Below are 20,996 nucleotides of genomic sequence, written 5' to 3' on the forward strand. Positions count from 1 at the left end.
TCGCGCCTGATATGGGGACATGGAGTTACGCATTGAGCAGGCAAAAAGCCAATTCATGTAGTATAACTACAAGCGTGCTACATCCTTGCCCATAAGAAGAGTCCAGCCCCTTGAATCTGCTGCAACACATCGCCCAGTCACGTCACCTGTTACGCAAGTCGGAGCTCAAGGTCGCCGACCACGTGCTGCTTGACCCTGCGGCCGTGATGCACAGTTCCATGGCCGACCTGGCCCACAGCGTCGGCATCAGCGAGCCGACCATTGTGCGTTTCTGCCGGGCCATTGGCTGCTCCGGGTTTCAGGATCTCAAGCTGAAACTGGCGCAAAGCCTGGCCGCTGGTGCCAGCTTCGGTCAGTTCGCGATCCATGAGGACGACTCGGTCGCCGACTACAGCCTGAAAATTTTCGACACTACCCTGCACACTCTGATGGAGGTTCGCGAGAAGCTCGATCCGGTGGAATTGCAGCGTGCGGTGACGTTGATGTCCCAGGCCCAGCGTGTCGAGTTCTATGGCTTTGGTGCGTCAGGCGCGGTGGCGGCGGATGCGCAGCACAAGTTCTTCCGTTTGCTGCTGACCGCGGCGGCGTATTCCGACCCGCACATGCAGGCGATGTCGGCGGTGACGTTGAAGCCGACCGACGTGGCGATCTGCATTTCCCAGTCCGGGCGCTCCAAGGATCTGCTGATCACCGCCAACCTGGTGCGCGAGAGCGGCGCGTCGCTGATCACCCTGTGCCCGAGCCAGACACCGCTGGCTGAGCTGTCGACCGTCAACCTGGCGATCGATGTGCACGAAGACACCGAAATCTATACACCGCTGACCTCGCGAATCGCGCATCTGGTGGTAATCGACGTGCTGGCGATGGGCGTGGCTATGGCGCGCGGGCCGAGCCTGGTCAATCACCTTAAGAGCGTGAAGCGCAGTCTGCGCAGCTTGCGGCTTTCCCCCAAGGCCGTGAAAGCCCTGGATGACTGAAGTCATCTAAGGTCGTTCCGACCTTAATCGCGAGCAGGCTCGCTCCCACATTTGATCTCGGTGTGACACAAAATTTGTGCTCACAGAAGATCCACTGTGGGAGCGAGCCTGCTCGCGAAGGCGTCCTCAATAGCACCGCACTTTTCAAAAGTTTCATCGCACTGTCATCCCCGCGCAGCCAAACCGTCATCCCTCCCGCCTATCGTGAAACTCCCGTACTCGCCTTGGGAGACTCGAAATGGCTCAGCCCTACGAAGAACGCAACAGCGCCGCGAAAACCCGTCGTCAGCAGGAAGACCAGCGCCGCATGGAATTCCGTCGCGCGATCGAAGATCGCTTCGAACTCCGTCAGCTTCAGGCTGAAATCGGTGGTTTTCCCGAGGAACTCGAACTTAATCACTGGCAGGCAGCGCCCGCAGCTTCCCGTCGAAGCGTTCAACCAGCGCGCTGATCTGCACCCGTTCGCTGCGGATAAACGCCAGGAAGGCGTGCGCCACCGGTGACAGGCGTTTGGCCTTGGCTTGCACCAGGCACCAGCTGCGAAACAGCGGCAACTCTTCGACCGGCAGCTCGACCAGGCCGCCGGTCGCCAGCTCCAGGTTCAGGGCGTGGCGCGTCAACAGCGCCAGGCCCAGACCCGCCACCACGCATTCGCGCTGGGCTTCGGCCGAGGCCACTTCCTGAGTCTGGGTGAAGTGCACGCGTTTCTCCTTGAAATACTCTTCACAGGCCAGTCGCGTGCCCGAACCGGGTTCGCGGATCAGCAGTGTGTAAGGCTCAAGATCCTGCAGGCGCAGCGGCCCCATGTGTGCCAGCGGATGGTCCGGACGCGCGACAGCGACAATCGGATTATTGAGAAACGGCAGGAACTCCAGGCCCATGTCCTGCGGCACCATCGACATGATCACCAGATCATCGCGGTTGTCGGAGAGGCGGCGGATCACTTGGCCACGGTTAACCACCGTCAGTTGCAGATTCACTTCCGGATGCTGGCGCTTGAACGCGGCGAACAGATGCGGCACGAAGTATTTAGCGCTGGATTCCACCGCCAGTTTCAGTTGCCCCTGCAGCGAGCCCTGCATGTCCGACAGCTGCATGTCGAGGTTTTCCAGGCGCCCGAAGATGTCCCGGCTGGCACGCTGCAGGGCTTCGGCGGCCTCGGTCATGTAGAGTTTTTTGCCGACATAATCGAATAATGGTTGCCCGATCAGCTCTTCCAGCTGACGAATCTGTAGGCTGACGGCCGGTTGTGTCAGAGACATTTCATCGGCTGCGCGGCTGTAGGAACGTAAATCACACACTTCGTTGAAAATCTGCAATTGGCGTAATGTCATACGCATCAAGGACTTACGCATTTCTTATGGGCTCTGACGGCAGGCTGATGATTTAACTATAAGTCTTTGCTTATGCCTGACCCAATTTTTATTCATTTTTGTTAATCCCTTGTGAGGGCTAGTGTGGGGCTGCGACTAAATTGAAACATTTAGTCACGCGTCGACCTGGGTCTAGCAGGTCGTGGTGCCACCGGCTCAAGGGAATTTCCAAGTGATAAAAAAGATCCTGATCGCCAACCGTGGTGAGATTGCCGTAAGAATCGTGCGAGCCTGCGCCGAGATGGGCATTCGCTCGGTTGCGATTTTTTCCGACGCCGACCGGCATGCCTTGCATGTGAAGCGTGCGGACGAAGCCCACAGCATCGGTGCCGAGCCACTGGCCGGTTACCTCAACCCGCGCAAGCTGGTGAATCTGGCGGTGGAAACCGGTTGCGATGCCTTGCATCCCGGTTACGGCTTTCTCTCGGAAAATGCCGAGTTGGCAGACATCTGCGCCGAACGCGGAATCAAATTCATTGGCCCGTCGGCGGAAGTCATTCGCCGCATGGGCGACAAGACCGAAGCCCGGCGCAGCATGATCAAGGCCGGCGTACCGGTCACCCCGGGCACCGAAGGCAACGTGTCGGGCATCGAAGAAGCCCTGACCGAGGGCGACCGCATCGGTTACCCGGTGATGCTCAAGGCCACCTCCGGTGGTGGCGGGCGCGGCATTCGTCGCTGCAACAGCCGCGAAGAACTCGAGCAGAATTTCCCTCGGGTGATTTCCGAAGCGACCAAGGCTTTCGGTTCGGCGGAAGTGTTCCTGGAAAAATGCATCGTCAATCCCAAGCACATCGAAGCGCAGATCCTCGGCGACAGCTTCGGCAATGTGGTGCACCTGTTCGAGCGTGACTGCTCGATTCAGCGCCGCAACCAGAAGCTGATCGAGATTGCCCCGAGCCCGCAACTGACCCCGGAACAGCGCGCCTACATCGGCGACCTGTCGGTGCGTGCGGCCAAGGCTGTGGGCTACGAGAATGCCGGCACCGTGGAGTTCCTGCTCGCCGAGGGCGAGGTGTACTTCATGGAGATGAACACCCGGGTGCAGGTGGAACACACCATCACCGAAGAAATCACCGGGATCGATATCGTCCGCGAACAGATCCGCATCGCCTCCGGCCTGCCGCTGTCGGTGAAGCAGGAAGACATTCAGCATCGTGGTTTCGCGTTGCAGTTCCGCATCAACGCTGAGGATCCGAAGAACAACTTCCTGCCGAGCTTCGGCAAGATCACCCGCTACTACGCCCCCGGCGGCCCCGGCGTGCGTACCGACACGGCGATCTACACCGGCTACACCATTCCGCCGTTCTACGACTCGATGTGCCTGAAACTGGTGGTCTGGGCGTTGACCTGGGAAGAGGCGATGGACCGGGGCCTGCGCGCCCTCGACGACATGCGTCTGCAAGGCGTGAAGACCACCGCCGCGTACTACCAGGAAATCCTGCGCAACCCGGAATTCCGTAGCGGCCAGTTCAATACCAGCTTCGTGGAAAGCCACCCTGAACTGACAAACTACTCGATCAAGCGCAAACCCGAAGAGCTGGCCCTGGCCATCGCCGCCGCCATCGCCGCCCACGCAGGCCTGTGAGGAATACAACAATGTCCAAGAAAATTTTCGTAACCGACACCATCCTGCGCGACGCTCACCAATCGCTGCTCGCCACCCGCATGCGCACCGAAGACATGCTGCCAATCTGCGACAAGCTCGATAAGGTCGGCTACTGGTCGCTGGAGTGCTGGGGCGGTGCGACGTTCGACGCCTGCGTGCGCTTTCTGAAAGAAGACCCGTGGGAGCGTCTGCGCCAACTGCGCGCCGCGCTGCCCAACACCCGTCTGCAAATGCTTCTGCGCGGGCAGAACCTGCTGGGCTACCGCCACTACAGCGACGACGTGGTCAAAGCTTTCGTTGCCAAGGCAGCGGTCAACGGCATCGACGTGTTCCGCATCTTCGACGCAATGAACGACGTGCGTAACCTGCGCGTAGCGATCGAAGCGGTGAAGGCTGCCGGCAAACACGCTCAGGGCACCATCGCCTATACCACCAGCCCGGTGCACACCATCGACGCGTTTGTGGCGCAAGCCAAGCAGATGGAAGCCATGGGTTGCGACTCGGTGGCGATCAAGGACATGGCCGGTCTGCTGACACCGTACGCCACCGGCGAACTGGTTCGCGCACTGAAAGCCGAGCAGTCGCTGCCAGTGTTCATCCACTCGCATGACACGGCTGGTCTGGCGGCGATGTGCCAATTGAAAGCCATCGAAAATGGTGCCGATCACATTGATACCGCGATCTCCAGCTTCGCCTCGGGCACCAGCCATCCGGGCACCGAGTCGATGGTTGCTGCGCTCAAAGGCACCGAGTACGACACCGGTCTGAACCTGGAGCTGCTGCAGGAAATCGGTCTGTACTTCTACGCCGTGCGCAAAAAGTACCACCAGTTCGAAAGCGAGTTCACCGCAGTCGATACCCGCGTGCAAGTCAACCAGGTACCGGGCGGGATGATCTCCAACCTCGCCAACCAGCTGAAAGAGCAGGGCGCACTGAACCGCATGGCCGAAGTGCTGGCGGAAATCCCGCGGGTGCGTGAAGACCTTGGTTTCCCGCCGCTGGTGACTCCGACTTCGCAGATCGTTGGTACCCAGGCGTTCTTCAACGTGCTGGCCGGCGAGCGTTACAAGACCATCACCAACGAAGTGAAGCTGTACCTGCAGGGCGGTTACGGCAAGGCGCCGGGCGTGGTTAACGAAAAACTGCGTCGTCAGGCCATCGGCAGCGAAGAGGTGATCGACGTACGTCCGGCCGATCTGCTCAAGCCGGAGATGACCAAGCTGCGTGCCGACATTGGCGCACTGGCCAAGTCTGAAGAAGACGTGCTGACTTTCGCCATGTTCCCGGACATCGGCCGCAAATTCCTCGAAGAGCGTGCCGCCGGCACCCTCGTTCCGGAAGTGCTGTTGCCGATCCCTGAGGCCGGCGGTGTGGCGAAAGCCGGTGGCGAAGGCGTACCGACCGAGTTTGTCATCGACGTCCACGGCGAAACCTACCGCGTCGACATCACCGGTGTCGGCGTGAAGGCCGAAGGCAAGCGTCACTTCTACCTGTCCATCGACGGCATGCCGGAAGAAGTGGTGTTCGAACCGCTCAACGAATTTGTCGGCGGTGGCAGCAGCAAACGCAAACAAGCATCGGCACCGGGCCACGTCAGCACCACCATGCCGGGCAACATCGTCGATGTGCTGGTCAAGGAAGGCGACACCGTCAAGGCCGGTCAGGCGGTGCTGATCACCGAAGCGATGAAGATGGAAACCGAAGTTCAGGCAGCGATTGCCGGCAAGGTCACCGCCATCCATGTGGCCAAGGGCGACCGGGTGAATCCTGGCGAAATCCTGATCGAGATCGAAGGCTGAGATAACTGCCGCGATTCAACGTTTTAAACCTCGGGGGGGCATGTGCTCCCCTTTTTTTTCGCCTGCAATATGCCGTTCTCTGTAGGAGCTGCCGAAGGCTCGGGCCTGCGGCAGCTACACGTCGCTTTGTGTCAGAACGCCATGCGCCACTGGCCCATCACGCCGTAACTGCGGCTGTCGCTACCGGCCTCGCCAGTGAGCCCAACGCCCAGAGTGTTACGGGCGGACAGGGTCAGATCCAGACCGGCGTCCAGCGTGAAGCTGTTGCGATCCATCTCGGCCCCGGCGACTTCAAAGCTTCTGCCACCCTTGACCAGTTGCTGGCGCGTTTCGTTATCGAGCTCGCCGTAGGTATGTTTCACGCTGGCGCTGAGACGTGGCGTCAACTGCATGCCGTTGGCCAGGTGACTGGTTTTCGCCAGGCGCAGGCCGACGGTGCTGCTCGGGTTCGCCCGGGTCTGCCCCTGAACCTTGAGCGCCGCATCGCCACCTTTCTCGGTGTAACCATCACGCTGATAGCGTTGATAACCGACACTGGCGAACGGTTCGAAGCTGACGTTGCCACGTCCCAGGTTGTAGCCGACTTCGGCAAACACCTGCTGGGTGCTGGCGTCATAGCTGCTCTTGAGGCGATCACTGAAACCATTGAAGGCAACGCGACGTTTGCCACTGCCGTCATGACTGCCGTACGCGGCGCCCAGGCGCAGGGCGAACGGGCCGTCCTGACGCAGCGCGTAGGCGCCGAGGTGCCAGCTGTCGAGATCGCCGTCAAACTGTTGGGCATCGAGCCGGGTTTGCGCTTTCGCCCCCATCAGGCCGACATGCCATTGCTCGTCGATTCGCCAGTCGGCCCCCATGATCAGACCTTGAGTGGAATGCTTCAGGACACTGTCGGCGTCCCGGTCGACCTTGCCGCCATGTCCCAGAGCTTGCAGCCAGACCCGTCCATTGCCTTCGTCGGAAGCAGCCAGACGTGGTGCATTCCCTGAGCTCCGCGCTCCATTGGCGCTGTCCAGTTGATGCATGGCCGAAAGCATGCTGGCGCTGAGCGGATTGACGCTGCTCAGTGTGGCTTTGGCGAGGTTGGCGTTGCTGCCGGCGGCGAGTTGTTCGAGAGCCACGCTGGCCGTTGGCTTGCTGGCGCCGAGCAGGGCCGTGACGGCAGTATTTTGAGGTGTGGCCGCGCCCATGGCTGTGCTTGGTTGGCGAGATACCGCAGGTTCTTGAGGTTGCTGAGGTTGCTGAGGGGTGGAGGGTGTCTCGTCAATGCTTTGCGCGAGCGCCTGACTATTCTGCGTGGTCGCAAGGTTTTCGAGCGGCACATCGTTACGGGCATAGAGCAAGCCCACTCGTTGTGTTTCGTAGTGCAGCGTCGGGGTCATGTATGCCAGATCGTTTTCAACGGTGCCGAACTGTCCCTCAATCTTTCCCGCTTCCAGAACGGTGTGCTGACTGCTTTGCGGGTAGTCGCCGGCGGTGACGAGTTTCAGGGTGGCGTCACCCAAATGAGCAGTTCCCTTGACGATCACGGTCGGACTGTTACCGGAGGCATCCACGGCATAGGCCAGCACGGCAGAACGGGTCAGGCGCAGATCTCCCGCGACCTTGGGGGCGCCGTAGACATCGTCGACGGTCATGCGTCCGTACACGTTCAAATGATTAACCGCACCATTCCCGGCTATATGGCCGTTTTCCTGAACCTCCACCATGCCGTCAATCAGGCCCTGGTTGGTGAGGTCGCCGCCAGACGCGACAGTGGCGCCGCCATTGATCGCCCCTTTGTTGATCAAGATGCCCTCGGTCACTGCCGAGCCCAGAATTTGCCCTTCATTGACCAGCAGAGCCTTCGGATGAACCAGTACACCGAGGCTGAAATCACCCGGTCCGCTGCGGGTCCAGCTCCCGCGCCTGACCTCCAGCCCACTGAAGTTACGGGTTTCACCCAGCACGCCTTTCCTGTTCGCGTCGAGTTGCAGCAGGTTATCGCCCCCGCCACCGTCGACCAGGCCGGCGAAGCTGCCTCGAGATTGCACGGTGACAAGGTCATTGCGCGCATCGAGCGTCAGCGCCACACCCTCCTGTGCCGGATAGGCTTTGCTGACCTTCAGCTGGACGGTTTCCGGATGATTAGCGAAAGCGGTGATCGCTGATTTGAATGTTTCAGGGGAGGCGACAGAGATGCCTTGAGTGTCGGGCGGTGCGTCCTGAGCCATGGACAGATCGACACATCCCATGGCTAAAGCAATGGCTAGTGTCAGGTGTTTTGGTCGAAAGTGGAATTGAACGGGCATCGAGTTCAGCCTCTCGTGGAAGGAGGCAAAACTCTAAGTTGGAGCCGGCAGGCGCCGATGTCAGCCGGATCGCTCGGTGCTGCGGGCTGCGTCTGTTTGATCTTCGGAAAAGAGCGGCTCGACAAAAATTGGCGGATTACGTCGTGCCGTCGCGTTGTCTTTTCCTACAAATTGAATTGCCATTAGCCGCTTGTAATGATCAGAAACTCATCTGCCACTGCCGATCAACCCATGGTTGCGACTGTTGCTGCCAATCTCGCCGCTGCAGGGCGAGAAAGGCATGGATGGGGGGGCCTTTTGTTATTAGCGAGCCGTCCGTATATCGAGGGGTTCTTACAGAATGAAGTCGGAGGTGACCTGCATTATTTTGCGTTCAGATGATCTTAAGCTCAGTCGTATCTGCATTTTGTTGCATATTGCAACGCCCCATCATCCGTCGAAATGCACTATATTGCATCTACGGGCAATAAATCCCCTGTTTAAATGCAATTAAATGCAGGTGTTGAGACATGTACGACCTGACATTACAGATATTCAGTGCTGGAAAATGGCACGACGCAATGATTCTAAGGTTCGACAATCCTGAAAAGGGGTTCGAAAGTCGCTGCAGTTTCGGCTACGAGACGCCATACCTTGTCGAAAATATTGAAGCCACAGGCTCTCCGTTTTCCAAGGCCGTCAGTGCGTTGTATCCATTGGACTGGGAAGGGCGACGCTCCAGTACGCCCGCATTTGTCTATGACATTGCCCCCGCAGGGGCGGCCAAAAGATTTCTACTTGCGCGTCTGGGGCAGGAGAAACCGGCGCATATCGGTGCCGATCTGTATCTGCTCGGCCAGAGCACTCCAGCCCCCATTGGCAATATGCGCATAAAAGAGTCGGCCGAGGCTGTCGATGAGCGTGAGCCCATCGGATTCAAGCGTGAGGATGTTGTTCACCGCGACAGTCGCTTTCTGGAATATGCCTATGAGCAAGGCGCGGCAATTGGTGGTGCTACAGGGGCAGGCGGTGAAGCACCGAAGCTATTGTTGGCTGAAAACAAGGCCGGCCTTTTGTACCCCGATGCGGTATTGGGCGATCAAGAGGTCAGGCAGCATTGGTTTATAAAATTTGCCAGAAACAAAGGAAGTCTGGTCGATCAAGATATCCTGCGCAGCGAGTTCCATTACTACAAGGCGCTTCAGAAACTCGGCATTGAAACGATCGCGGTAGAAGGTTTGGCATTAGAAGAAGCGAGTAAGCCGAGCTTGTGGATGCAGCGCTTTGATCGAGAAGTAACGAACGGTGAAGTCAGTCGTTTTGCTGTCGAGTCGATTTACTCGCTGGCTGAAGTAACGGCGCCGGGAAGTGCAATGAACCATATGGATGTCATCCGCATGCTCGCCGGGCTCTGGCGAAAAGCAGGGCAGGCCAGTCAGATCCCCGCACTGGTGACGGATTACTTACGTCGGGATCTGATCAACAAGATCCTCGGTAACTCGGATAACCATGGTCGTAACACCGCGATAATTCGCCAGGAAAGCTCGTTTCGTCTGGCGCCGATCTATGACTTGGCCCCGATGGTCATGGATGACGAGGGTGTGACCCGGACAACCAAATGGCCAAAAGATCTGGAGAGGGCGGGAGAGGTCGATTGGCGGGGAGTGTGCCGCGTATTGGCTGATATCACCGATCCCAAAGACCCTTTGGCAGGCTTGACCGACGCATCAGATCCTTTCGAACGCTTGCGTGAAGATGCCCAGCGTCTGGCGGCGCTCCCCGACATATTGACGGCGAGCGGTTTGCCCGACAGAACGATGAGCCACCCGGGAATCCATCTGAAAAATCTGGAGCAACGTTTGAAAGAGTGGGATCTGAAATGAGCATGACGGTAGCCGAGCGCACGGTGCTCATCGAAAACATTCAAGACGCGCTGGCCCAAGGGACACTGGAAATCGGTGAAGCGGTTCGTCGTCTACGTGTGGAAGTGACCGGTCTGCATCAAACCCAGTTTGCCAGGATGTGCAAAATATCGGTTCGCACGCTGGTGCATATCGAGCATGGCGAGGGCAATCAGACATTGAAATCGTTGAATGCGGTGTTTCGTCCGTTTGGACTGAAAATGGGCGTGGTGCGGATCCGAAGAGAGATCAATTAAAGCCCGACGCTGGCGCAAGGTGCTGATTACCCTAGCTACGCCGCACATAAGCCTTGCCGTAATGCCGCTCCATCCGCGCCTGAATCAACTCCAGCCCAATCGACATCAGCCAGTAAATGATCGCCGCCGTGGTCAGCATCTCGATATAGCGGTAGCTTGAGCGGCCGTAGGACTGCGCCAGAAACATCACTTCCCAGACGCCCATCACCGAGATCAGTGACGAGTCCTTGAGCATCGAGATGAACTGGTTGGTGGTCGGCGGGATGATCGTGCGCATCGCCTGGGGCAGGGTGATGCGCCAGAAGATCACGCTCTCGCGCATGCCCAGCGCCAGCGAAGCTTCGCGTTGGCCATAGGGCACGCCGAGGATACCGGCGCGGAAAATTTCGCTGAGGTAGGCGCCGTAGTTAAGTGACAGGGCAATGATCCCGGCTACCACTGCGCCGGGTACGACACCCAGTTGCGGCAGGCCGAGGTAGATCAACAGGATCTGGATCAGCAGCGGCGTGCCGCGAAAGAACGAGGTGTAGAAACTGGCGATCCCGAACGCCACGGCGCTTTTCGACAGGCGCGCCAGAGCGGTGACGAAGCCCAGCAAGGACGAGGCGACGATTGCGCAGGCGCAGAGAAACAGGGTCAGTGCCGCACCCTGCAGAAAGCCGTTGGGCGCCAGGTGCACGCCGAGCAGATTCGGCAGCTTGTCGAGGATGATCGAGAGCTTCAGATCGAAGCTGAGGAAAAACCCGGCGAACAGGCTGAACATCGCCGCCCAGGTCAGGTACAGGCGCGTGCGGAAACCGAACAGCCGTTGCAGGCGCGATTCAGCCACCGGTTGCGGCGGCTGTGGAGGTGTCGGGAAGGCAGTCATTGGCTGATATCGGCGCCGATCCATTTCTGCGACAGCTTGCTCAGCGTGCCGTCCTGGTTGAGTTGCGCAAACACCTCGCGCACTTTGGCGTCCCACTCGGCGTCACCCTTTTCGATGGCCACCGAGTTCGGCTCCGAGTACAGCGGCGCGCCCGCCAGTTTGAAACGCTGGTCCTGATTCAGGCGCGGCTGCGCGGTCACCAGGTTGGTGAGGATGGCGTCCAGGCGCACACCGGCGCCCAGACCCAGATCCTGGAAGGCGACGTTGTCGGTATCGTACGGAGCGATCTGCACATCCTCGAACGGGTACTCCAGGCGCGTGTCTTCGGCGCCTTCGATGACCAGATTCTTGTTCAGATAGCTTTCGTAGCTGGAGGCGCTGGTCAGGCCGACTTTCTTGCCGCTCAAGTCTTTGGCGCCGTGGATGCGATCGTCCTTGGCGTTGACCACGATCACGGCGGGCGAGGCGTAGTACTCGACCGGGAAATCGAACACTTCGGCGCGCGCCTTGCTCGGGGTCATGGAGCAGATGCAGATGTCATAGCGCCCGCTCCAGCGGCCGGCAGCGATCACGTCCCAGGATGGCGTTTCGAGGCGCAGCTTGACCCCCAGTTTGTCGGCGACGGCTTTGGCGACGTCCACGTCGAAGCCGTCGAGCTGATTCTGCTCATTGAGAAACGAGAAGGGTGGGTAGCTTTCCATCAGCACGCCGACCAGTTGTTTTTTCTGTTCGACGCGATCGAGTGTGGCGCCGCCGAAGGCTTGAGTGGACGCGGCCAGAATCGTCAGGCCCAAGGCCAGTAGCGGTTGAAGTTTCACAGTCGACACCTGAAAAAAAGGGGTTGTTATTAACCGAATGGTGCGTATTAAATAGTTATAAGAACTACTCTGGTAGTGAGTAATTTTCATAAGCATATGAGCGAAAAGCATATGGGCACAGCAAGCACGGTAATTCTCGATGGCGGCATGGGCCGTGAGTTGCAACGCGCCGGGGCGCCGTTTCGGCAGCCCGAGTGGTCGGCGCTGGCCCTGATCGAAGCGCCGCAGGCGGTCGAAGCGGTGCACGCCGCCTACATCGCCAGCGGCGCCAATGTGATCACCAGCAACAGTTATGCGGTGGTGCCGTTTCATATTGGCGAGGCGCGGTTTGCCGCTGAAGGTCAGGCACTGGCGGCGTTGGCCGGAGAACTGGCACAGCGTGCGGTGCGGGCATCGGGCAAAGCGGTGCGAGTGGCCGGTTCGTTGCCGCCGCTGTTCGGCTCCTATCGCCCGGATCTGTTCGAAGCGGCGCGGGTGAACGAATTGCTGACGCCACTGGTGACCGGCCTGGCGCCACATGTCGACCTGTGGCTCGCGGAAACCCAAAGCTCGATCATCGAGGCGCGTTCCATCCGCGCCGGTCTGCCGCAGGACGGCAAGCCGTTCTGGCTGTCATTTACCCTGAAGGACGAAGACACGGACGAGGTGCCGCGTCTGCGTTCCGGCGAACCGGTGGCCGAAGCAGCGGCGGTGGCGGCGGAGTTGGGCGTGGAGACGCTGCTGTTCAACTGCAGCCAGCCGGAAGTGATCGGCGCGGCGATTGATGCGGCGCGCGATACCTTTGAGCGTTTGGGTGTGCAGATTCACATCGGCGCGTATGCCAATGCGTTTCCACCGCAACCGAAAGAGGCGACGGCCAACGACGGCCTCGATCCGCTGCGCGACGATCTGGATCCTCCGGGCTATCTGCACTGGGCGAGGGATTGGCAGCAGCGTGGTGCCAGTCACCTGGGCGGTTGCTGCGGGATCGGGCCGGAACACATTGCGGTGCTGGCGCAGAAACTGGTGTAAATAAACATCAAAAGATCGCAGCCTTCGGCAGCTCCTACATGGGATTGACGTTCACCCTGTAGGAGCTGCCGCAGGCTGCGATCTTTCGCTTTGACGATTTAACTACGGCACTCGACCAAACCTTTCACCTGCCCGGTCGGCGTCTGGTTGGCATCGCTCAACCACTGCTCGAACCCTGCCGCAATCGCCGGCCACTCCGAATCCACAATCGAATACCACGCGGTATCGCGGTTCTGGCCCTTGACCACCATGTGCTGGCGGAACACGCCTTCGAAGCTGAAGCCCAGGCGTTCGGCGGCGTATTTGGAGCGTGCGTTGCCGTTGTTGCACTTCCACTCCAGGCGACGATAGCCCTGTTCGAAGGCGTATTTGGCCAACAGGTAAACCGCTTCGGTACTCTTTGGTGAACGTTGCATCGGCGCACCGAAGGTGACGTGGCCGATCTCGATGCGCCCCTGCGCCGGGACGATCGACATCAGGCTCAGAATGCCTTGCACCTCGCCCGTGACGCGGTCGATCACGCTGAAGAAATACGGATCGCTGCTGGCCGCGTGGTTGTTCAACCAGTCATTGAAAACGCTGCGCTCGGGGAACGGCCCATACGGCAAGTAATCCCACAGCTTCGGGTCGGCGCCGGGGCCTTCGAGGGCGTTGAACAGATCATCGGCGTGGCGCGCCGGGTCGAGTCGCTCCAGGCGGATGAAGCGGCCTTCGAGCAAGGTCGCGGTGGGGGCGGGGACGCCTTTCCAGTCGGCAAGTGAAGTGGTCATGTACGCGGCTCCTTAAATGGCTTTGCGAAACTGGATGAATCCCGGGCGCTCGGCGATGCGCTCGTAGAGCTGGATCGCGGTGGCATTGGTTTCGTGGGTCAACCAATGCACTTTGCAGCAACCGTCGGCCCTGGCGGTGGCGTAGACGTGTTCGATCAGCAAGCGACCGACGCCGGTGCCACGGGTCTCCGGCGCCACCAGCAGATCCTGCAGGTAGCAGGAGTTTTCGATGCTCCAATTGGAGCGGTGATAGATGAAATGCACCATGCCCACTGCTTTACCGTCGGCCCAGGCGAGAGCGGCGTGGGTCGGCTCGCTCGGGTCGAGGAAACGCTGCCAGGTGCTGTGCGTGACGGCGTCCGGCAACTCGCTGTTGTAGAAGCGCAGGTAGGCCTGCCACAACGGCAGCCAGGCGGCGTGATCACCGGCAGTCACCGGGCGGATCTGGATCTGACTCATGCTGATTTCCTTAACGCATCAAGTGGGCGAGGGTTCGGTCCGCAATGTCGGGGCTGGCAGCCAGGCCTTCGCGCACGCCGGCAATGTCTTCGGCGCTGCGGTTCTGGCTGAGCTTGCGCTTGCCTTCAAGGCGGTCAATGGGAATGGCGAAACCGACGATGGCCTTGAGCATGCCGTCGATATAGTCGGCCGGCGCGTCGTCGACCTTCCACGGTTGCACGCGACCGGCTTCATGGCGATCGGTCAGGGTGCTGACGATGTCGAGCAGGCGCCCGCCGTCGCTGAAGGTTTCGGCGTGGCCATAGGCGTGCACGGCGACGTAATTCCAGGTCGGCACGACTTTGCCGTGCTCGGCCTTGCTCGGGTAAAACCCCGGACTGACGTAGGCGTCGGGGCCGGCAAATATCAGCATCGCTTCAGCGCCGTCGCGCAGGTCTTTCCATTGCGGATTGGCTTTGGCCAGGTGCCCGTACAGCGTGCCGTTCGGACCCTGTTCGCGGTGCAGCAGCACTGGCACGTGGCTGGCTTGCAGGCCGTTTTCACCGTGGCTCACCAGAATCGCGAGGCGAGTGGCGAGGATCAGTTCGTGCAGTTGCGACAGTTCGTCGATGGCAAAGGCGCGGGGCGTGTACATGGAGAGGTTTTCCTTGGCGAATGCCTGCATCCTAGGCAGGCTATTGGTCTGTTGTAAGAGCCATTGATGACCAATTTCATAGGTCCATTGTCATGCCCGAATCGCCCACGCTGTCCATGCCGTTTAATCCGGCCGGTATCGAGCTCGACCGCCGTCAGGGTTTGAGCCGCCAGCTCTATCAGGCGCTACGTCTGCGCGTGCTGGACGGGCGTCTGGCCAGTGGCACGCGGCTGCCGGCCAGCCGTGATCTGGCGGCGGCATTGGCGATTTCCCGCAACAGCGTGGTGCGCGCCTACGATCAGTTGTACGCCGAAGGCTTCATCGAGGGCCGCGTCGGGGACGGCACGTATGTGGCGCAATTGCCGCAAAGCGCATTGCCCACAAAAAAACTATCCACAAAAGTATCCACAGGGTTTTCAACAAGCTTACCCACAGCCTTATCCACAAATTGGCTGGATTTACCTGTGGTTCCATCCAGTAAAGTTATCCACAGCGATGCATTGCGGCGGGTTGAAAACAATCATCTGGCCCTGCCACCCAGTGGTCCGCCGCGTGCTTTTCGGGTCGGCGTTCCAGCCTTCGATCTGTTCCCGTTTGACGTCTGGGCCAAGCTGAACGCGGCTTTCTGGCGCAAGCCGGATTTGCAGCAGTTGTGTTATGGCGATCCGGCGGGCGATGCGCGGTTGCGCGGGATGATCGCGGCCTATTTGCGCAGCTCACGGGGCATGCAGTGCACGGCTGAGCAAATTGTGATCACCAGTGGCGCACAGCAGGGCATAAGCCTTTGTGCACAGTTGCTGGTAGCGCCGGGCGACGGCGTAGCGATTGAAAATCCCGGGTATCGAGCGGCCGGTCATGCCTTCGCCGTGGCCGGTGCCCGGTTGCACGGGGTGGCGGTGGACAGCGAGGGAATCGACTGTCAGCAACTGGCAGGACTGACCGATTGCCGCCTTATCTATGTCACGCCATCCCACCAGTACCCCACAGGGGTGGTAATGAGTCTGGCCCGCCGCCTCGAATTGCTGGCCTGGGCCGAGCGCACGCAGGGCTGGATCGTCGAGGATGATTACGATGGCGAGTATCGTTACAGCGGCGCGCCGCTGGCGCCTTTGGCCGCTCTCGATCGACAGGGGCGAGTGCTGTATGTCGGCACGTTCGGCAAGGTCGCGTTCCCGGCGTTGCGCCTGGGGTATCTGGTGTTGCCGCCGGGGTTGGTGGAGGCATTTGCGCAAAGGCGTGCGGTGGATGTGCGTCACTCCGAAGTCAGTACCCAGGCGGTGATGGCCGAGTTCATGGCCGCCGGGCATTTCCAGCGGCACATCCGACGCATGCGCCGCGCGGCGCTGAGCCGACGCAATGTCCTGCTCGGTGGCTGGCCGCAGAAAATTCCGGGCGTCGGCCAGTTGCCCGGCGTTGCCGCCGGGCTGCACCTGACCGTGCCGGTCGCCAGTGTGGCGCGTGAAAGCCAACTGATCGAACTGGCGCGTAGCGTTGACGTCGAGATCAATGGTCTGAGCAGCTATTGGCTGCCTGATTCCACGACCCCGGTCGACCAGCGCGCCGGACTGGTGCTGGGCTTTGCCGCGGTGCCTGAGCGCGCAATCGAAGCGGCGCTCGAGCGTTTGCGAACCGTGTGGCACACCCTCTGAAGCGGGCGCGGATCGACGCGCCCGACGGCGGTATCACGGTTGTGCTTCGAGTTGCAGGAACAGGCTCGGATCGCCAATCCGGCGCAGCACGTAATCGATTGGCGTCAGACTTGTCAGAGCCTGTCGACGTTCTGCGCTGAGGGTCTTCAAATGCGCATCGGCGATTTTCAGGTGCGCCGCGGTGAATTGTTCCGGCGCGGCTTCGGGCGAGTCGTAGTGAAAATGCGCGAGCCATAACGGCTGATCATGCTGGGTGCTGTCGAGTATCTGATACTCCTGAAAATAATCCTGGCGCTTTTTGGTCTTGATCCGGCCCTGGACGTTCCTGACGATCCGTACCTGATGATTGTCCAGCAACCATTGCAAATAGGCTTGTCGAGGTTGGCGGTCCTTGAGCAGACTGGCGCGCACGGCGATGCCTTGAGCACGTAACCGGATCGCGGCGCTGTTGAGTTCCGCACTCAAGTTGCCCACCGGCAACCGCGTGCCTCCAGAGGCGACAATGCGTGCCTGCGCCTGTTCGACGCTGGCAGCAATCTGTTCCAGTCGCCGAGCCTGCTGATCGAACAGATCCTGCATGTCTGCCGGTATGCGGTTGGGCCTCAGAGCGTCACGCCGGGTCCGGTCAATGAACGCCTGCACTCGCTCATTCTGGTTCAGGGCATCGGCAATGAACTCGATGTCGCCCACCTGCGTCGTCGGGGAGGCGGTGGGTCTGACGGGAAGCATTTCTTCCAGAGGTGATTCGCTGGCGGCTGCGGGCCTGGCGGGCGCAGGGTCACGAGGCCGGCTTTTGGTGACCTTGCCAACCGGTCGGGACGGTCCTGCGACAGAGGGGCCCGGTGTGGCCGGCGTGCTGCGGGCTCCGGTTTCCGGCAGCAGTTCGCTCAGTTGCTCCTGCGCCAGTTGTCTGAATTCGCCGAGCAAGCTTCTTAGCCGCGTCAGTTCTGCCGCAACCACCATGCCCGGATATTCGCCTGGCAAGTCCCCCAGACGCTGATCGGCATCGACATAGACATCAATCAGTCGGCTCAGACGATCAATGCGCAGCGCAGTGCTGTCGCCGTTGTCGGGTTTCCTGATCAGGGCGGCATGGCGGTGTGTGGCGGTGGCGGCTTCGATTATCAGCCAACCGGTGGCTTCCCGCGCCGCTTCGGTGGCTGTTTCCTGCATGCACAACTCGTGAGACATGCCGATGGCATTGGACTTCAGGTCCCACTGGTTAAACGCCGGGAGCAGTTGGCGCAAGCGTTGTGCGGTGGTCATGCCTGCACTGCCGATGGTGTCGAGGGTTTCCAAGGAGGTACGGGACAGCTGCAGGCGGGCGATCATGTCCTGGCTCAACGCCAGAGCCTGGTGCAGTTCCTCGTTGTAACTTTGCAGCGCTTGCGGTGTATCGATGACCGTGTGTTGAGCCAATTTACGGGTCAATACTGCGTAAGCGTTGCGTTTGAGAACGAACCAGAGGCTGAGGTTTTTTTGCAGCAAAGTGGTCATGCGCTGCAATTCGACGAAATAGCCATCGCTCCCCCCTTTGAGGCGCCATTGGCCGAGTATTTTCAAGGCCTCGTCGTAATCCCCGATCAGCTTTTCGACGTGTTCAAGGTAACGCCGGGTCGCCTCTTCGTGGGCTTGTCCGGAGGCGCCAAGCATGGCTGACTGGGCTTGTTCCAGAGCAGCGTTGCCGACGGCTTCCTGATTTCTGAATGCTTCCAGAGCCGTACCGAGCTGGTTCCTCTGGGTTTCCTTTTCCTTGCGCTGGGCCTTGAGCTGACTTTGCAGGCTGGTGCCCCCGGCGCCACCGCGCAGACGCAGTCGGGTATCCACGAACCATTGGCCTTGCTGGTTGTGAATCAGCAGCGGACCGGTTTTTGACGGTGTCTGCGGATCAACGATTTGCACCTGCTGGTCATCGTTTTCAATCACGCGGAACCAGCGATCGCCCGCCTGCGCATAGGTGCTGGTAGCGAGGCGATACAGGGTCGCCTTGCCGCGCAGCAGGGTTTCCACGGCGGCTGCCGTGAGGTCGGGAGCCGGCACGGCCAGAGTATTCAGAAACGTTGCCAAGGCACCGGGCGAACGCCGGGGCACCGAGCCGTAGGCTTCAAGCGAGGAGTAATGGCTGGCCGGGAGTTGGTCCTTCAGCAGCGTGGTGACGTGTGTAACCGTGGGCGGGACAGGCGCTTGTGCAGGGGCGGTCTGGATCCGGGGCAGTCCTTCGCTTTCGATATCGCTTGCGCCTTCGCTGCGCAACGCTGTGCGGGGGCCGGTTGTGCGTTGGGTGGCCGCATGATGGGCCAGGATCATGCCCAGGTTCAGCAACATATCGGCAACCGCGCTCCACTGGGCGTGGGTATCGCCACGGTTGTGGGCATCCACGACCTGATCGATTTCGCTGATGCTTTGCCAGACCCAGATCGCCGCGCCTGCCGGGCCGCAGAGAAAGTTCGCGGCAACGTTGAACAACGCCCACCCGCTGTCTCGCAGCAAGGCCCAGCGGCGTTGCGCATTGGACAACGACTGTCGGTCGGCGAGTTCGGCCATCGCCAGTGCATGGGTCTTGAACAGCACCGGGAACACGTCGCCAGTCAGCGCCGTGGAGGCAAGCCCGACCGGCCCGGCCCACTTGACGCTGGTCCAGGGCTCGGCGAGCAATTGCGCGCCCAGCCACGGACTGGGCAGACCGATGGGGAAGGTGTATTGGGCATATTTGAAGCTGGTTTGGGAATCCGCCAGCCACGCCAGCACCGAATCTCTCAGTTCGCCTGGCTGATGGACGGCGTACAGCAGGTTTTGCGTTGAAGGGAATTGCAGCAATGGCTGCTCAAGCAACGGACGATACAGCAGGCATGGCCCGGCTCCAGGCAGACGCGGAGCAATGATGAACATGTTGGTGACAACATCGCCAACAGTCTCCCCGGCATGGATAAACGTCAGCGGACGAATGACCACAGTGTGTGGATGACCGGGTATCGGTTTGAGCCACTCCTGGACACAGCGATACCCCTGCTCATCCACGCCGCCGAGGCGACGCAGCTTGGATTCCAGTGCAATCAGCGGCAGCAGTGCGTGCAACTGGCGGATGTAAAAGCGCTGCTGCAGGGGGGCCTGCTGCGGATCGTTGATCAGTCTGTCCCTGATCAAGCCGGGGTATACCTCACCCATGTCGATCTTGTTTGCCATCTTCGTCAGGTAGGCGACAGTCAGCCACTGCGGCAGCGCTTGTGGCGGGTCGAATTGCAGAGTCGCCAGATACGGCGTGCGGTTTTGCAAGGCGTACTCGCCCAGGGTTTCGACATGGGTGTCATGCGGATCGGGCAGTGTCACGCCTCCCGATTCGAAGCTGTTGGTGATGCGGATTTGCAATTTGTCCAAAGGCAGCCCGGCCGCCGATGGCTGATCGGCAATGATCGCCTCACGCATGCAATTGCGTGCATAGGTATCGATCGGCGGGATTGGCAACAGCGCCTTGTCTGCCTGCCGGTACAACTGGCCCAGCGCATTGATCGATTGGCTGTATTGATCGAGCTCGGAAGCCGAAGCGTCGAGCAACCAGTCGGGTATCGAATCATCGAGGTCGATGAGGGTGTTTTTCTGCGGTTCGCTGGCTTGCTCGATCAGGGGCAGAAGGGAGGAGCCGTCCTCGCTTTCCTCGTCGAGACTTTGTCGGGTGATTGCCCGGATGGCATCGAGCTGGTTGGCAATCAGGACCCACGCCATGTGGTCGAAAAAATTGCCCTCGGGTTCGAACAACTGCCACTGCAGATTCTGTCCGGCCGGCAACAGTTCGATACGCTGCGGCAGTGATTCACCCAGTTGCTGCAGAGAGTCGAATGTCTCGTAACCATCTTCCACGGTGTACATCATGACCAGATCGCGCAGGCCATAGCGTCCGAAAATCACCACGGCGCCGCCCAGAATCAGGTGCCGGGCAGCGCCTTGAGCATCGACCGAGTCGATGTCGATCAGGCACACCCGGATGTCCGACAGTGTTATGTCGTGACGCTGGCGCTCCTGTTTGTCCGGGCGCCGCGAAATCGCCCGGGCGACCAGGCACTGTTCATCGTCCCAGCCCTCGGCGTTATGGACGTTCAGGGCTTCGCGCAGGGCATCGGAGAGTTCTTGCCAGCGCGGCAACTGGCGTCGGGTGCTGTTCCAGTAATCCAGCTGTCGCTCGGCGAAGGCAACAAACAACAGGGGCGCATAATCGTTGAGCAGATCGGCAATGGCCTCGATATCGACATCCATATGCACCACTGGCGTGGCCTGGTGGTTCAAGGTCAGAAAGTGTTCACCCTCGAGATAGTTGGCGCTGGAGCCGTTGAAAAATTGCCGGACGAGTGCCTCTGTCAGTGATTCAAATCGGGTCGGCAGGGCCACTCGTTCCGCGTTCAGCCATTGCCATTGTGGCGTGCCGATCATGGCCTGCTCGGGATCGATCTTGCGTTGTGGATACAGCGCTTCGAGCGCCTGACGCAGCACTGCGCTGGCGACTTCATCGACTGTGGGTCCGCGACTGGTCTGATGGACGATCTGGCTCTTTTGCAGCAATGCATGGGTTTCGGTGTTCGCTGAATGCTCAGTCATTGTCATTGTCATTG

At 60.1% G+C, this 20,996-nt stretch carries 16 protein-coding genes; 8 read left to right on the top strand and 8 right to left on the bottom strand.

Features of this window, described 5'->3' with window-relative positions; translation table 11 throughout:
- Positions 1 to 110: 110 nt before the first annotated feature.
- The gene (hexR, locus tag AC3WMV_RS12050; RefSeq protein WP_007962240.1) at positions 111 to 977 is read left to right on the top strand and encodes a transcriptional regulator HexR; all 867 of its coding nucleotides are present in this window, start codon (positions 111 to 113) and stop codon (positions 975 to 977) included.
- Between the two features lie 238 nt (positions 978 to 1,215).
- Positions 1,216 to 1,428 (top strand): PA3496 family putative envelope integrity protein, encoded by a 213-nt coding sequence (locus tag AC3WMV_RS12055; RefSeq protein WP_095137820.1) that lies wholly within the window; start codon positions 1,216 to 1,218, stop codon positions 1,426 to 1,428.
- Here AC3WMV_RS12055 and AC3WMV_RS12060 read toward each other — a convergent pair.
- Positions 1,370 to 2,332 carry a LysR family transcriptional regulator gene (locus AC3WMV_RS12060; RefSeq protein ID WP_097089426.1) on the bottom strand — a complete coding sequence of 321 codons (963 nt, stop codon included), beginning with the start codon at positions 2,330 to 2,332 and terminating at the stop codon, positions 1,370 to 1,372. The two genes, AC3WMV_RS12055 and AC3WMV_RS12060, sit on opposite strands and share 59 nt — an antisense overlap.
- 190 nt (positions 2,333 to 2,522) lie before the next feature.
- Between AC3WMV_RS12060 and AC3WMV_RS12065 the strand changes: the two genes are divergently transcribed.
- Positions 2,523 to 3,938: an acetyl-CoA carboxylase biotin carboxylase subunit gene (locus AC3WMV_RS12065; protein ID WP_027610345.1), complete on the top strand. Its 1,416-nt coding sequence runs from the start codon at positions 2,523 to 2,525 to the stop codon at positions 3,936 to 3,938.
- Between the two features lie 11 nt (positions 3,939 to 3,949).
- Positions 3,950 to 5,758, top strand: a complete 1,809-nt coding sequence (oadA, locus tag AC3WMV_RS12070) for a sodium-extruding oxaloacetate decarboxylase subunit alpha (protein WP_007962245.1) — start codon at positions 3,950 to 3,952, stop codon at positions 5,756 to 5,758.
- Between the two features lie 131 nt (positions 5,759 to 5,889).
- On the opposite strand, the gene AC3WMV_RS12075 is transcribed toward oadA, so the two are convergent.
- On the bottom strand, positions 5,890 to 8,049 hold the full coding sequence (locus tag AC3WMV_RS12075) for an autotransporter outer membrane beta-barrel domain-containing protein (protein ID WP_103368504.1): 2,160 nt from the start codon (positions 8,047 to 8,049) through the stop codon (positions 5,890 to 5,892).
- Between the two features lie 509 nt (positions 8,050 to 8,558).
- On the opposite strand from AC3WMV_RS12075, the gene AC3WMV_RS12080 reads away from it, so the two are divergent.
- Complete coding sequence (locus AC3WMV_RS12080) at positions 8,559 to 9,911, top strand: HipA domain-containing protein (RefSeq protein ID WP_103368505.1); 1,353 nt, start codon at positions 8,559 to 8,561, stop codon at positions 9,909 to 9,911.
- Positions 9,908 to 10,186 (top strand): helix-turn-helix domain-containing protein, encoded by a 279-nt coding sequence (locus tag AC3WMV_RS12085; protein ID WP_103368506.1) that lies wholly within the window; start codon positions 9,908 to 9,910, stop codon positions 10,184 to 10,186. The genes AC3WMV_RS12080 and AC3WMV_RS12085 overlap by 4 nt, the downstream gene beginning before the upstream one ends.
- 31 nt (positions 10,187 to 10,217) lie before the next feature.
- On the opposite strand, the gene AC3WMV_RS12090 is transcribed toward AC3WMV_RS12085, so the two are convergent.
- Positions 10,218 to 11,054 (bottom strand): amino acid ABC transporter permease, encoded by an 837-nt coding sequence (locus tag AC3WMV_RS12090; RefSeq protein ID WP_003229672.1) that lies wholly within the window; start codon positions 11,052 to 11,054, stop codon positions 10,218 to 10,220.
- Positions 11,051 to 11,872 (bottom strand): ABC transporter substrate-binding protein, encoded by an 822-nt coding sequence (locus tag AC3WMV_RS12095; protein ID WP_103368507.1) that lies wholly within the window; start codon positions 11,870 to 11,872, stop codon positions 11,051 to 11,053. Before AC3WMV_RS12095 ends, AC3WMV_RS12090 begins: the two co-directional genes overlap by 4 nt.
- A 111-nt stretch (positions 11,873 to 11,983) precedes the next feature.
- Between AC3WMV_RS12095 and AC3WMV_RS12100 the strand changes: the two genes are divergently transcribed.
- Positions 11,984 to 12,883, top strand: a complete 900-nt coding sequence (locus AC3WMV_RS12100; RefSeq protein ID WP_103368508.1) for a homocysteine S-methyltransferase family protein — start codon at positions 11,984 to 11,986, stop codon at positions 12,881 to 12,883.
- 98 nt (positions 12,884 to 12,981) lie between these two features.
- Here AC3WMV_RS12100 and AC3WMV_RS12105 read toward each other — a convergent pair whose 3' ends face one another.
- Genes AC3WMV_RS12105 through AC3WMV_RS12115 form a run of 3 tightly spaced genes read right to left on the bottom strand, consistent with a single transcriptional unit; the run spans position 12,982 to position 14,746 of the window.
- Entirely contained in the window at positions 12,982 to 13,653 is a 672-nt protein-coding gene (locus AC3WMV_RS12105) for a GNAT family N-acetyltransferase (RefSeq protein ID WP_103368509.1), read from the bottom strand.
- A 12-nt stretch (positions 13,654 to 13,665) separates the two neighbouring features.
- Positions 13,666 to 14,112 carry a GNAT family N-acetyltransferase gene (locus tag AC3WMV_RS12110; RefSeq protein ID WP_095137754.1) on the bottom strand — a complete coding sequence of 149 codons (447 nt, stop codon included), beginning with the start codon at positions 14,110 to 14,112 and terminating at the stop codon, positions 13,666 to 13,668.
- A 10-nt stretch (positions 14,113 to 14,122) separates the two neighbouring features.
- The gene (locus AC3WMV_RS12115) at positions 14,123 to 14,746 is read right to left on the bottom strand and encodes an FMN-binding negative transcriptional regulator (protein ID WP_103368510.1); all 624 of its coding nucleotides are present in this window, start codon (positions 14,744 to 14,746) and stop codon (positions 14,123 to 14,125) included.
- 92 nt (positions 14,747 to 14,838) lie between these two features.
- Between AC3WMV_RS12115 and pdxR the strand changes: the two genes are divergently transcribed.
- Positions 14,839 to 16,395, top strand: a complete 1,557-nt coding sequence (gene pdxR / locus AC3WMV_RS12120) for a MocR-like pyridoxine biosynthesis transcription factor PdxR (protein WP_097089437.1) — start codon at positions 14,839 to 14,841, stop codon at positions 16,393 to 16,395.
- A gap of 33 nt (positions 16,396 to 16,428) precedes the next feature.
- On the opposite strand, the gene AC3WMV_RS12125 is transcribed toward pdxR, so the two are convergent.
- Positions 16,429 to 20,982 (bottom strand): hypothetical protein, encoded by a 4,554-nt coding sequence (locus AC3WMV_RS12125; RefSeq protein ID WP_103368511.1) that lies wholly within the window; start codon positions 20,980 to 20,982, stop codon positions 16,429 to 16,431.
- Positions 20,983 to 20,996 lie beyond the last annotated feature (14 nt).

The sequence above is a fragment of the Pseudomonas sp. FW305-3-2-15-E-TSA4 genome (assembly GCF_058787295.1).